Genomic DNA, 12,436 nt, shown 5'->3' with positions numbered 1-12,436 from the left:
CGTCACAAGCTTGGATGGTCATCTCCTCAATCAGGCGAATGACGAGGCGTATCGCAAAAATGGAATTTTGAGTCGGGCTCTGAGATTGGGTGTGGACCAAGAGACGTTGCTATGAATATGAAATATAGCCCAGATAAAATAATATTATGTAATGAATAATTATCATAATGATAAATTTATTTTTATGTATTATTTTGTAGGTGTTATTTTTATGACTTTGCAAAGTATAACGGTAAGCCAGACTTGGATGATTTCATATGCACAGGTGGAAAGGCATATGCCGGCTTTGGAGCAATCCATGGAAGACTGTTTGCCACGCTTGGCGCAATAATCTGGAAACCAAAGCCGGTTTCGTTATTGGTATATGCATATAATTCCATTAATTCGCATTTGGGTAATTGTGTTCCCAATTGACCCATAGTAGACACTGCATCGAAAGCATGTTTTCCGGATAAGAGAACAGCACCAGGTGCCGAATGCATTATTGCTTTAAAGCAGAAGAACAAGAATGATAGAAGTATCCGCGTTTCTCTCTTTCAATATAGCCATTCTTCTTCTGTTGATAGGAAAAGCAATAAAGTTTCGTAGCAATTTTCTACGCAAGTATTCTATTCCGGAGCCTGTCATTGGTGGCTTTCTCTGCTCTGCCCTTGTTGCTTTGATATATTTTGTATCAGGCCATAAAATACAGTTTGCACTTGGTTCGCGTGATTTCCTCTTGCTGGTATTTTTTGCAGCAATTGGCTTGAGGGCAGATATTTCTGATCTTGTGAAAGGTGGAAAGCCTCTTCTCATGCTGTTGTTTCTGGCGACAGCATTCATGATCATGCAGAATGTTCTCGGCATTTCGCTTGCGTCGTTGTTTGGGCTTGATCCGCACGCGGGGTTGATGGTGGGGTCAATCTCGCTGACGGGTGGGGTAGGGACGACAGCGGCCTGGGCTCCGATATTTGTTGATCGACTTGGCGTTCTCAATGCGATGGAGCTTGGCATTGCCAGCAATATGGGAGGGCTGTTCGCTGCCTGTGTGATTGGCGGGCCTATTGCCACTTATCTTATAAAACGTCACAAGATCACTGCGTCGCCCGACGAAGATCTCAATGTAGGTGTGCGCTACGACGCCACCATGAAGGCAGCGCATCTCGACTATTTCAATGTTCTGAGAGCGATATTGGGGATCAATATCGCCATCATGATCGGTTTTGGCATTGATGCCCTTGTCTACAAGACTGGCTTTACTATCCCGACTTTTGTCAGCTGTCTGGTGGCTGGTATTCTGTTTAAAAATCTGGGCGTTCCTTTTTTGCGCAAGTACAGCACGACTGACCGGATAGGTATCAATCATGGCTTGTCGCTTTTGTCTGATCTTTCGCTCGGCATTTTCCTGACGATGGCGCTGATGGGGCTGCAGCTTTGGGCGCTGTCAGGCGTTTTTGCCTTTATTGCAGTGTGCCTGATCCTGCAGATCGTGCTGACGGTGTTGTTCACGGTGTTTGTGGTTTTCAAAGCCATGGGGCGTGATTATGAAGCTGCGGTGATCTGTGCCGGCTTTGGCGGCATCACGCTGGGATCGACCGCAACTGCCATTGCCAATATGACCGCCGTGAGCCAGCAATATGGTGCCGCACCTCGCGCATTTATTATTGTTCCGGTCGTCTGCGGTTTCTTTATTGATATTGTCAACGCCCTTGTGATATCGCTTTTTGTTGGGTAGTGAATTAATTCGCAAGGTAAATTTTTAATTATACAATTAATAACCTAAGCCTTTTAATAGTACATAAGTAAAAGTATATATAAATTAGTTTACACAATACTATATAATATATATAATTTTGTATTGTTCGTCGTGTTGATAGAAATAATATTGTATTCAATTTTATTGTTATTTAATTATCTGTTGGCGTAATGGAATTTAAGTTATATATTAAAGCAAAAATGTCGTGAATATACATATTATTGTTTGTTGATTATGTGATCGTAATGGCATTATTGTGATAGAAATTATTCTGGTTGTAATTACATAATGAAGGGCTGAATGCGATAGCGTTCAGTACGTAAACCTTTCTCATTCCTGCTGTCTATAATTCGTCATACCTATTGACGAAAAAAATCACGCAGCTACTATATCTTGTGTTCGAGGTTCCCCGATTCGAAAGAAGCGGGGCTAAGATGGGAATATGGTGCGCTGTCTGACAGCAAAGCCATAGCTGCCCCCGCAACTGTAAGCGGTGAGTGCTTGTTCAATGTCCACTGGAGTTTGGTGCTCTGGGAAGGCGAATAAGTGCGGTGACCCGCAAGCCAGGAGACCTGCCTCAAACAAACGTCCACGGGCGGGGTGTCCGTAAGGCGAGCGATGGGTTTTGTCCCTATCGTTTCTCCGGTCGTCCCCCGCTATCAGCAACTTCGGGGTGAAGGCATGACCGTTATGATCATTTCCTGTTTCCGCAATTAATGCGCTTAATTGTTCATCTGGTCTGACAGGGCGTCTATAGCTGTTCCAGAAAAAGTGGGAACCCGTTTTCTGTCCGGAACAGCGCAAGACAACATGTTGGAGCAATTCAGAATCTCCATGAAAAATCCGAATTGCTCCATGTGAGTGCTTGCGCATCGGCTCTTTGAAAGTCGGGTTTGATTTTCAAGCTTATGTGAGCGTGAGACTCACCATCGTCTTGTCTGAACAATTGGTTTTTGGCGTCTGTCTGATGACAGACGAATGCTCCCTTTTTGTCTCATTCAACAGTGAGGAAATCTTGATGTCTATCGTTGTCTATTCCAAGCCGGCTTGTGTTCAGTGTACCGCAACCACCCGTGCACTTGATCGTCAGGGCGCGGACTATAAAGTCATTGACATATCCAGTGATGCGGAAGCCTTTGCCTTCGTGCAGGAGTTGGGCTATCGGCAGGTTCCAGTGGTTGTTGCCGGTGAAAGGCATTGGGCAGGCTTCCGGCCAGACATGATTTCAAGCCTCGCATGAGCGCTGAAATGGTCAGTCTGGTCTATTTTTCCAGCCGTTCAGAGAACACAAAACGTTTTGTTGAAAAGCTGCAATTGCCTGCTCTCCGGCTGCCCTTGTCGGCAACTGAAGCAATACCGGTAGTGGATCGGCCTTATGTTCTGGTCACGCCCACTTATGGGGGCGGGGCGGTCAAGGGCGCAACGCCAAAACCGGTCATAAGCTTTCTCAACAATGTCACGAATAGAGGCTTGCTACGCGGTGTGATTGCCGCGGGCAACACCAATTTTGGGGCCGCCTATGCGCTGGCCGGAAACATCATTTCGGCAAAGTGCGGTGTGCCTTTACTCTACCGTTTCGAGCTGTTGGGAACGGAAGAAGATGTCATGAATGTCAAACAGGGGCTCGAAAGATTTTGGAAACACTAGCACTGGACAGAACGGCAAGAGACGATACGTCGCTCGACTATCACGCACTCAACGCAATGCTCAATCTTTATGATGAGGATGGTAAAATCCAGCTCGATAAAGATCGTCTGGCAGTGCGGCAATATTTTCTTCAGCACGTCAACCAGAACACGGTTTTCTTTCACAGTCTGCGTGAGAAACTCGATTATCTGGTAACAGAAGGCTATTATGAACAGCAGGTGCTCGATCAATATTCCTTCGCATTCGTGCAAAAGCTGTTTGATGATGCCTATGCACGCAAATTCCGGTTTCCGACATTCTTGGGCGCATTCAAATATTACACCTCCTACACGCTCAAGACCTTTGACGGGAAGCGCTATCTGGAGCGTTATGAAGACCGCGTCTGCATGACAGCGCTTACGCTGGCGCGCGGCGACGAAAATCTCGCCAGCAGGCTTGTCGACGAGATGATGACGGGCCGTTTTCAACCGGCAACACCGACTTTTCTCAATGCAGGCAAGAAACAGCGCGGTGAACTGGTCTCGTGCTTTTTGTTGCGAGTCGAGGACAATATGGAAAGCATTGGGCGGGCGATCAATTCCGCGCTGCAACTGTCAAAGCGGGGCGGGGGCGTTGCCTTGTCGCTCTCCAACTTGCGCGAAATGGGCGCGCCCATCAAACAGATTGAAAACCAGTCTTCCGGCGTGCTCCCGGTCATGAAACTGCTGGAAGATGCTTTTTCCTATGCCAATCAGCTTGGCGCAAGACAGGGGGCAGGGGCTGTCTATCTGCATGCGCATCATCCCGACATCATGCGTTTTCTGGATACCAAGCGCGAAAATGCGGATGAGAAAATCCGTATCAAATCCCTGTCGCTTGGCGTGGTGATCCCGGATATCACCTTCACCCTCGCCAAGAACAATGAGGATATGTATCTGTTCTCGCCCTATGATGTCGAGCGCGTCTATGGCGTGCCGTTTACCGAGATTTCGGTAACGGAAAAATACCGCGAAATGGTTGAGGACAAGCGCATCACCAAGAAGAAGATCAAGGCGCGCGAATTCTTTCAGGTGATAGCAGAAATCCAGTTTGAGTCCGGCTATCCCTATATCATGTTCGAAGACACCGTAAACCGTGCCAATCCGATTTCCGGGCGGATCATCATGAGCAATCTGTGCTCGGAAATCCTGCAGGTCAGCGAAGCCAGCGAATTCAATGATGATCTTTCCTATGCAAAGATCGGTAAGGATATTTCCTGCAATCTGGGCTCGCTCAATATAGCAGCGACCATGGACAGTCCTGATTTCGGCCAGACGGTTGAAACCGCGATCCGGGCGCTGACCGCTGTGTCGGAAATGAGCAATATTGCTTCCGTTCCTTCGATCAAGAAAGGTAATGATGAAGCCCACGCGATCGGTCTTGGGCAGATGAACCTGCATGGTTATCTGGCGCGCGAGCGCATCTATTACGGCTCGCCGGAAGCAATCGATTTCACCAATATCTATTTCTATACCGTTACCTATCACGCAATCCGGGCATCCAATCGTCTGGCGATTGAAAAGGGCAAGAGTTTCAAATGGTTTGAGCGGTCAAAATATGCCTCTGGCATCTATTTTGACAAATATATTGAGGCGGAATGGAAGCCGGAGACAGAGAAGGTTCAGGCCCTGTTTGACAAGGCGGGCATTCACATTCCCACCCAGGATGACTGGCGGGAGCTGAAGGAATCGGTCATGCAGTTCGGTCTTTATAACCAGAATCTGCAGGCCGTTCCGCCGACGGGCTCGATTTCCTATATCAACCACGCAACGGCCTCCATCCATCCGATTGTTTCGAAGATAGAAATCCGCAAGGAAGGCAAGATTGGTCGTGTCTATTATCCGGCAGCCTATCTCACCAATGACAATCGTGAGTATTTTCAGGATGCCTATGAAATAGGGCCGGAAAAAATCATCGACACCTATGCCGCTGCTACCCAGCATGTTGATCAGGGGCTATCGCTGACGCTGTTTTTCCGCGACACGGCCACCACGCGTGACATCAACCGGGCGCAGATCTATGCGTGGAAGAAGGGCATCAAGACCATCTATTACGTTCGCCTTCGCCAGATGGCCCTTCAGGGCACGGAAGTCCAGGGTTGCGTTTCATGCGCGCTTTAGAGCAATGCGGATTTTCACGGAAACTCTGCATTGCTTCTACTTTTTGTTTTCAGTTCCGGACGAAAGACCGGTTTCCATTTTCCCGGAATTGCTCCCAATGGCAGGTAACATCATGAATATTCAGACAAAATCAGATATATCCCGACCGGCTCAGGCCGTACGGGCAATCAACTGGAACCGGATTGAGGACGAGAAGGATCTGGAAGTCTGGAATAGGCTTACCGGCAATTTCTGGCTGCCTGAGAAGGTGCCTCTGTCAAATGATATTCCATCCTGGGCAAGCCTGCGGCCAGAAGAACAGATGTTGACCATCCGTGTCTTTACCGGCCTCACGCTGCTGGATACGATCCAGAATGGAGTTGGCGCCATACGCCTGATGCAGGATCGCGCCACGCCGCATGAAGAGGCGGTGCTTTCCAATATCTCATTCATGGAAGCCGTGCATGCCCGTTCCTATTCCTCCATCTTCTCGACCCTGTGTCTGACGAAGGAAATCGACGATGCCTATCGATGGTCGGAAGAAAACAGTTTCCTTCAGCGCAAATCCGCGTTGATCATGGAGCAATATGATAGTGGTGATCCCCTCAAAAAGAAGATCGCCAGTGTGTTTCTGGAAAGCTTTCTGTTCTATTCCGGCTTCTATTTGCCGATGTACTGGTCGAGCCGGGCAAAACTGACCAATACGGCGGATCTGATCCGGCTCATCATTCGGGACGAGGCGGTGCATGGCTATTATATTGGCTACAAGTTCCAGCGTGCGGTAGAACGCCTTTCGGATACCGAACGCCAGGCCATCAAGGATTTTGCCTTCGAGCTGCTGCTAGAGCTTTATGATAATGAAATCCGTTATACGGAAGATCTCTATGATGATGTTGGCCTGACGGAAGACGTCAAAATGTTTCTGCATTACAATGCCAACAAGTCGCTGATGAACCTTGGCTATGAGGCGCTGTTTCCACCGGAAGCCTGCAGGGTAAACCCCGCCATATTGTCAGCTCTTGCCCCAAATGCCGATGAAAATCACGATTTCTTTTCCGGTTCCGGCTCATCCTATGTGATCGGCAAGGCTGTTGCGACGGAAGACGAGGACTGGGAATTCTGATCATCGTGGTGTTTGCAAGGCTGGGCCACGATTCGCAGTGCACACATCAACCTTGTCGTTTATGTGTGCACTGTTTGTGGCTTATGCCAATTTTTCAGCCGCGCCGTCACAAAGATGACCAACTTACAACATTTTGTGTCATAAGCTGGATAGTCTCATATTCAACAAAGATGATCAAAACTGTGGATTAATCACCAATCATTCCCCACCCGGATCATTCCTGATCCGGATTGACCACCACAGTCCCGGCGCCGGAATTCGCAAGAGCGGTTTTCAGTGAGCCTTGTGGATGGGCGTCGGTGAACAGTGTAATGCGCGGCGACCATTCGGCAACGAGCATCAGCGCGCGTTTGTCGAACTTGCTGGAATCGGCCAGTACCGCGCAACGCTGCGTGTTATGAACGATTGCGCTATAGACTTCACCAACTTTCAGCAGCGCATCGCTGACACCATCGGCATTGACCCCCGATGCACCGATGATAGCCGTGTCCACCCGATAACGCTCAATGGCATGGATGGTTTCCGACCCCCAGACAATATGCTCCTGCACCTCGAACATGCCGGGCAAAAGAACAATATCAATCAATGGGTTAAGTGAAAGTTCAACCGCAACCGTATAGGCTGGCGTAATCACGGTCATGCGCCGTTCAATCTGGCGTAGCGCACGGGCAAAATGCACCATGGTCGCCCCGCCACCAAGCAGCAGCGCCTCTTCCTGAGCATAGCATTGCACTGCGGCCTGGGCGATGGCGCGGCGTTCCTTCTGTTTCAGGACAAGCCGCTCGCTCAAGGCCGGCTCAAAGCGGTTGGCATTGCTGACGGCGCCGCCATATGTTCTGCTCAGTCGCCCAGTCTGTTCCAGTTCGCTCAGGTCGCGCCTGATGGTCTCGGTTGAAACTTCAAGGGCCTCGGCCAGCTGGTTGACCCGTAACGCCGGATTCGCTTCCAACGCTGACAGAATGCGCTCCTGCCGCAGCTCCTTCCGCGATTTCGTAGGAATCATAGGGTTAGGCATATCCTTTGGCTTGTTCTGGCCACTGTATCGCAGATTGCTTCTGAAACTTCAATCAAAAATTTGACCGACATGCATCATTTAAATGTTGCAAGTCACAAATTAATGTGACAGTCTTCCTTCAAACGGAGGCGGCAGTGTTCAATTACGGTTTCTTCAGTTTCAAATCGAAGGCTGAGTTGTTCGACAAGGCCATCGAATATTGGAATCCCGGCAAGACCAAGTTCTGGCAGGATGCGGGCATTGATCTGGTGATTGACCGGCGTGAGGGTTATTTCCTGTATGACATGTCGGGGCGCAGGCTTATTGACCTGCATTTGAATGGCGGAACCTACAATTTTGGTCATCGCAACCCCGAACTGGTGGCGACGCTCAAGTCGGCACTGGATTATTTCGATATGGGCAATCACTGGTTTCCCTCGGTGGCGCGCGCTGCTTTCGCCGAAAAACTGGTGCAGACGGCGCCGGGCATGAAATATGCGATTTTTGGCTCTGGTGGCGCCGAGGCTGTGGAAATTGCATTGAAAACCGCCCGATATGCCACAAAGCGGCGTAAGATCGTGTCGATCATCAAGGGCTATCATGGTCATTCCGGCCTTTCGGTCGCCACGGGTGATGACCGTTTCTCCAAGATTTTTCTCGCCGACCGGCCGGATGAATTCATCCAGATTCCGTTCAATGATATTGATGCGCTTGAACGGGTCCTTCACAACCGTGATGTTGCGGCCTTCATCATTGAAACCATACCGGCGACCTATGGTTTTCCATTGCCGAAGGATGGCTATCTGAAAGCCTGTCAGGAGCTTTGCCACCGCTATGGTACGCTCTATATTGCCGATGAAGTGCAGACCGGCCTGATGCGCACCGGCGTGATGTGGGGCTGGCAGTCCTATGGGCTGGAGCCAGATATGTTCGTTACTGGCAAGGGGCTAGGCGGCGGTATTTATCCGATTTCGGCCTGTGTGGTGACGGAAAAATGCGGTGGTTGGCTGCATGAGGATGGCGCAGCCCATATTTCCACCTCCGGCGGTTCCGAGCTTGGCTGTATCGTTGGCCATCAGGTCATCGACATGTTGCAGCGACCGGAAGTGATTTCCAATGTGCATTTTGTAGCCGAATTCTTTCAGAAGACGCTCAATGAAATGATGGCGGCGAACAGCGACATTTTCGTTGGCGTGCGTCAGCGGGGCGTGATCCTCGGCCTCGAATTTGACCATCCTGAAGGGGCGGTTGCTGTCTCGCGCGCCCTTTATGAAAACGGCGTCTGGGCGATTTTTTCTTCGCTCGACAAACGCGTCTTGCAGTTCAAGCCGGGCGTGCTGCTGGATGCTGCCACCTGTCAGGAAATCGTTGATCGCATGGAAGCGGCAATGCCGCGGGCGCGTGCACTTCTGCGCAATATGCGGCGTGCGGCGTAAACTTGGGGAAGGTGACAGCGATGCAGCTTAATGAAAATGCACCTCGCCTTGCAGTTCCCGATCAGGCGGAAGCGATCGCCCGCATGAAGATCGACCGGGCCGGCTGGGCAGTTCGCGCCTTTGCCAGGTTTGATCGCGCAGCGGTCATGCGGATTGTGCGCGCCGTGGCTGAAACCGCCTATCAGAATGCCGAGCATTATGCCAAATGGGCAGTGCAGGAAACCGGCATGGGTGTGGTTGCCCATAAGAAGCTCAAGAACGAGCTTTCGTCGCATCCATTGGTGGATTTTTATGAGAACATGGATCTCATCAATCCGCGCGTGGATGAGGCGCGCAAAATGGTGGAGATCCCGAAACCGGCCGGTGTCATTCTGGCGCTCACACCTGCCACCAATCCGGTCTCTACACTCTATTACAAATCCATTCTTGCTTTGTTGAGTCGAAATGCGATCATCTTTAGTCCACATCCAATGGCGCGGGAATGCTGCAATGATGCTGCAGCACGGCTTGAGGCGGCAGCCGTTGCGGCGGGCGCGCCATCAGGCCTGATCCAGTGCATTGAAAAACCTTCCGTGCCGCTGGTGCAGGCACTGATGTCCTCGCCCAAAGTGCAGGTCATTCTGGCGACAGGTGGTGGGCCGATGGTGCGCGCGGCCTATTCATCGGGCAATCCGGCAATTGGTGTCGGGCCGGGCAATGCGCCAGTCTATGTCGATCCAAGCGCCAACCAGAATCTGGCGGCGCAGCGCATTGTCGACAGCAAGTCCTTCGATAATTCGGTGCTGTGCACCAATGAAAGCGTGCTGATCACGCTTGAGCAGAACCGCCAGCATTTCGAGCGTGCCTTGCGTGCGGCTGGTGCCCATATCTGCTCGGATGTGGAGACGGAACGTTTGCGTACTTATCTCTTCCCCGATGGCCATCTCAATACGGCCGCCGTTGGCAAGAGTGCGGAATGGATTGCACAACAGGCCGGTTTCCGCATCGTGGGCTCAACGCGTGTTCTGATCGCGCCGATCGAAACAGTTGGCCATGACGAATGTCTGACGCATGAAAAACTGTGCCCGGTTCTGGCCTTTGCCGCGGCTGGCACGTTTGAACGCGCGGTCGGCATGGCACAGATGATCCTGCGAGCATCCGGCAATGGGCATTCGGCCTCCTTCCATGGTGAGGATCCGCAACGCGCCATGGATTTTGCCGCGGCGTTGACCGTTTATCGCGTTGTCGTCAATGCGCCATGCTCGCAAGGGGCGGCGGGTTTTGCCACACATCTTGCCCCGTCCTTCATGATCGGTACCGGCTATTTCGGTCGTTCATCAGTGGGCGAGAATATCGGGCCGCAGCATCTTGTGCACTGGACGAGGCTTGCATGGAACAGCGACCAGAGCGTCAGGTTCCCGGATCTAAGCGATGTGCGCCTTGTCTTTGATGGCGATGCACCACGCCAGCCAGCTGCGCCACGGCTTGTCTCGCCGGCGCCCGTTGCTGGCATGGAAGAGCGTGGCGGTGTCGATCGGGAAGTTCTTCGCCAGTTAATTCTTCAGGAGCTCCGTGAGCTGACACGAGGCCAGCAATGACTGATTTACGAGCTTTCATTTTCATTGATCAGCTCCAGCCGCAGACCCTTGCCTATACGGCAACATGGATGCGTGGAACATTGCCGCGTGCCCGCATGGCAGCACAAATCATTGAGATCGCGCCTGGCCTTGATATCGAGGCCCTGACCGACACGGTTCTCAAAAGTGCAGACGTGCGGGCCGGTTTTCTGGTGGTGGAACGCCAGTTCGGCACATTGCAGTTTCATGCCTATTCAACAGCTGAGGTTCATGCTGGTGCCGAAGCAGCTCTGGCTGCCATGGGCAAGCGGCGGGATGAGGCAGAAAAGCCGAAGATCATGGCGTCCAAAATCGTGACCCGTGTTGATGACCAGCATGCATTCCTCATGAATCGCAACAAGACGGGGTCAATGGTTCTGGGTGGCGAGAGCATCTATCTGCTCGAATGCCAGCCGGCGGCCTATGCCATTCTCGCCTGTAATGAGGCAGAAAAGGAAGCTGACATCAAGGTCATCGACATGCGCATGATCGGTGCCAATGGTCGTCTGTATCTCGCCGGAACGGAGGCGGATGTGCGCAATGCCCGCGAGGCGGCAGAACGCGCATTACGTGAGGCAGGAGCCAGCTGATGGGCGATATTCGCAGTCTCATCCGTGAAATTCTGGCGGAAGAAATCGCCTCCATCCGTGCCGAGCTTCTGGGCGGGCCAACGGTCGAGCATGTTTCCGTCGGTACGGAAACGGAATTGACGGATTTTGCGCTTTCTGTCCTGCGCCGGGCGGAGGATCCAGCCTTCGTGGCGGCCATGAAGGCGGGGTGCATCCGCTTCCGGCCGGAGGCGTCAAGCCATATTCTGTCGGCAGCCCCAATCGTGGTGCAGGCCGCGGCAGAGCCGGTTTCGCGCGTCTCGCCAAGGTCAGAGCCATTGCCGTTTGTCAGCACGGTGCCGCCAAGCGTGCCGGAACTGCGCAAGGGTCTCATTACCGAGCGCGACATTGCGGCGATCGAGGAAGGCACGACCAGGTTGCGTATTACCAAGCAGGCGCGGGTGACGCCGCTTGCCGGAGATGAAGCCCGTCGACGGGGCATAAGAATTGAAAGGACACTGGCATGATAAGGGGACGCGTCAGCGGCAGGCTGTGGTCCACACGCCATATTGGCGAATTGCCGACCGGAGCGCTGCTGGAAGTTGAGACGGAAACCGGGGCCAAGCTGATTGCATTTGATCCGTTGGGCTGTGCGGAAGGAGAACTTGTGCTTGTCACGCAGGGTTCTGTTGCGGCCGCATGGTTTGGCGGACGGTCAGCGCCCATTGATGCCCTCATCATCGGCTCGATCGACGAGCAGACCCAACAACAGACGAAACGCAAGTAAGGGAGCACCTCAAATGGCAAATCTTGCAATCGGAATGATCGAAACCAAGGGCTATGTGCCGGCACTTTCTGCGGCTGATGCCATGGTCAAGGCAGCAAATGTCGAAATCATTGCGCGCAATGAAGTCGGCGGCGGTCTGGTTTCCGTCATCGTGCGTGGCGATGTCGGCGCGGTCAAGGCGGCAACGGAAGCAGGTGCTGAGGCAGCAGCACAAGTGGGCGAAGTCATGGCGGTTCATGTGATCCCGCGTCCGCATGCGGATCTGGCCAAACACTTTGAAGCAATCAAGGGCTAAGCCATCGGCTCTGAAGGGCAGTCCGGATCACACGGATCCGAATGCCCTGGACAGGACTTTGAGAACATTGATGAAGAGTGTCCGTCGTCGAATGATTTGAGACTATTTGTGTTTTTGAAGATTGGAGTTTCCGGCTCGGTTTGGGGTTTGATTTAAGCG

General features: G+C 52.0%; 12 protein-coding genes and 1 riboswitch. Of the genes, 11 read left to right on the top strand and 1 reads right to left on the bottom strand.

Going from position 1 to position 12,436, the window contains the following annotated elements; genetic code table 11:
• Positions 1 to 508: 508 nt before the first annotated feature.
• The 5 genes from gltS (at position 509) to nrdF (ending at position 6,622) form a co-directional block, all read left to right on the top strand.
• Positions 509 to 1,714 (top strand): sodium/glutamate symporter, encoded by a 1,206-nt coding sequence (gltS, locus tag ACFO1V_RS10160; protein ID WP_374834478.1) that lies wholly within the window; start codon positions 509 to 511, stop codon positions 1,712 to 1,714.
• Between the two features lie 406 nt (positions 1,715 to 2,120).
• Positions 2,121 to 2,329, top strand: a riboswitch (cobalamin riboswitch).
• A gap of 424 nt (positions 2,330 to 2,753) precedes the next feature.
• The gene (gene nrdH, locus ACFO1V_RS10155) at positions 2,754 to 2,975 is read left to right on the top strand and encodes a glutaredoxin-like protein NrdH (RefSeq protein ID WP_374834476.1); all 222 of its coding nucleotides are present in this window, start codon (positions 2,754 to 2,756) and stop codon (positions 2,973 to 2,975) included.
• An 8-nt stretch (positions 2,976 to 2,983) separates the two neighbouring features.
• A complete protein-coding gene (nrdI, locus tag ACFO1V_RS10150; RefSeq protein WP_374834474.1) occupies positions 2,984 to 3,382 on the top strand; it encodes a class Ib ribonucleoside-diphosphate reductase assembly flavoprotein NrdI in 399 nt (132 codons plus the stop codon).
• Positions 3,370 to 5,520: a class 1b ribonucleoside-diphosphate reductase subunit alpha gene (nrdE, locus tag ACFO1V_RS10145; protein WP_374834472.1), complete on the top strand. Its 2,151-nt coding sequence runs from the start codon at positions 3,370 to 3,372 to the stop codon at positions 5,518 to 5,520. Before nrdI ends, nrdE begins: the two co-directional genes overlap by 13 nt.
• Positions 5,521 to 5,632: 112 nt before the next feature.
• Positions 5,633 to 6,622, top strand: coding sequence for a class 1b ribonucleoside-diphosphate reductase subunit beta (nrdF, locus tag ACFO1V_RS10140; RefSeq protein WP_374834470.1), 990 nt, complete (start codon positions 5,633 to 5,635; stop codon positions 6,620 to 6,622).
• Between the two features lie 214 nt (positions 6,623 to 6,836).
• On the opposite strand, the gene ACFO1V_RS10135 is transcribed toward nrdF, so the two are convergent.
• Positions 6,837 to 7,625: a DeoR/GlpR family DNA-binding transcription regulator gene (locus ACFO1V_RS10135; RefSeq protein ID WP_374834468.1), complete on the bottom strand. Its 789-nt coding sequence runs from the start codon at positions 7,623 to 7,625 to the stop codon at positions 6,837 to 6,839.
• A 146-nt stretch (positions 7,626 to 7,771) separates the two neighbouring features.
• Between ACFO1V_RS10135 and ACFO1V_RS10130 the strand changes: the two genes are divergently transcribed.
• The 6 genes from ACFO1V_RS10130 to ACFO1V_RS10105 are packed head-to-tail and all read left to right on the top strand — an operon-like array spanning position 7,772 to position 12,277.
• Positions 7,772 to 9,052 (top strand): class-III pyridoxal-phosphate-dependent aminotransferase, encoded by a 1,281-nt coding sequence (locus tag ACFO1V_RS10130; protein WP_374834466.1) that lies wholly within the window; start codon positions 7,772 to 7,774, stop codon positions 9,050 to 9,052.
• 20 nt (positions 9,053 to 9,072) lie between these two features.
• Positions 9,073 to 10,629: an aldehyde dehydrogenase family protein gene (locus tag ACFO1V_RS10125; RefSeq protein WP_374834464.1), complete on the top strand. Its 1,557-nt coding sequence runs from the start codon at positions 9,073 to 9,075 to the stop codon at positions 10,627 to 10,629.
• A complete protein-coding gene (locus tag ACFO1V_RS10120; RefSeq protein WP_374834462.1) occupies positions 10,626 to 11,237 on the top strand; it encodes a BMC domain-containing protein in 612 nt (203 codons plus the stop codon). The genes ACFO1V_RS10125 and ACFO1V_RS10120 overlap by 4 nt, the downstream gene beginning before the upstream one ends.
• Positions 11,237 to 11,722 carry a hypothetical protein gene (locus tag ACFO1V_RS10115; protein ID WP_374834460.1) on the top strand — a complete coding sequence of 162 codons (486 nt, stop codon included), beginning with the start codon at positions 11,237 to 11,239 and terminating at the stop codon, positions 11,720 to 11,722. The genes ACFO1V_RS10120 and ACFO1V_RS10115 overlap by 1 nt, the downstream gene beginning before the upstream one ends.
• Positions 11,719 to 11,982, top strand: a complete 264-nt coding sequence (locus tag ACFO1V_RS10110) for a EutN/CcmL family microcompartment protein (RefSeq protein WP_374834458.1) — start codon at positions 11,719 to 11,721, stop codon at positions 11,980 to 11,982. The genes ACFO1V_RS10115 and ACFO1V_RS10110 overlap by 4 nt, the downstream gene beginning before the upstream one ends.
• Before the next feature lie 13 nt (positions 11,983 to 11,995).
• Positions 11,996 to 12,277 carry a BMC domain-containing protein gene (locus ACFO1V_RS10105; protein WP_374834456.1) on the top strand — a complete coding sequence of 94 codons (282 nt, stop codon included), beginning with the start codon at positions 11,996 to 11,998 and terminating at the stop codon, positions 12,275 to 12,277.
• The last annotated feature ends 159 nt before the right edge of the window (positions 12,278 to 12,436 follow it).

The organism is Daeguia caeni (assembly GCF_042653845.1).
GTDB lineage: Bacteria > Pseudomonadota > Alphaproteobacteria > Rhizobiales > Rhizobiaceae > Brucella > Brucella caeni.
Note: the sequence above shows the minus strand (reverse complement) of the source record. Positions and strands in the feature narration are given on the sequence as shown.

What these genes read in the sequence shown, in the direction of transcription:
- ACFO1V_RS10135 (WP_374834468.1), bottom strand. Translation starts at nt 7,625, where the DNA reads ATGATTCCTACGAAATCGCGGAAGGAGCTGCGGCAGGAGCGCATTCTG.
- ACFO1V_RS10115 (WP_374834460.1), top strand. Translation starts at nt 11,237, where the DNA reads ATGGGCGATATTCGCAGTCTCATCCGTGAAATTCTGGCGGAAGAAATC.
- ACFO1V_RS10125 (WP_374834464.1), top strand. Translation starts at nt 9,073, where the DNA reads ATGCAGCTTAATGAAAATGCACCTCGCCTTGCAGTTCCCGATCAGGCG.
- gltS (WP_374834478.1), top strand. Translation starts at nt 509, where the DNA reads ATGATAGAAGTATCCGCGTTTCTCTCTTTCAATATAGCCATTCTTCTT.
- nrdF (WP_374834470.1), top strand. Translation starts at nt 5,633, where the DNA reads ATGAATATTCAGACAAAATCAGATATATCCCGACCGGCTCAGGCCGTA.
- nrdI (WP_374834474.1), top strand. Translation starts at nt 2,984, where the DNA reads ATGGTCAGTCTGGTCTATTTTTCCAGCCGTTCAGAGAACACAAAACGT.
- ACFO1V_RS10110 (WP_374834458.1), top strand. Translation starts at nt 11,719, where the DNA reads ATGATAAGGGGACGCGTCAGCGGCAGGCTGTGGTCCACACGCCATATT.
- ACFO1V_RS10120 (WP_374834462.1), top strand. Translation starts at nt 10,626, where the DNA reads ATGACTGATTTACGAGCTTTCATTTTCATTGATCAGCTCCAGCCGCAG.
- ACFO1V_RS10105 (WP_374834456.1), top strand. Translation starts at nt 11,996, where the DNA reads ATGGCAAATCTTGCAATCGGAATGATCGAAACCAAGGGCTATGTGCCG.
- nrdH (WP_374834476.1), top strand. Translation starts at nt 2,754, where the DNA reads ATGTCTATCGTTGTCTATTCCAAGCCGGCTTGTGTTCAGTGTACCGCA.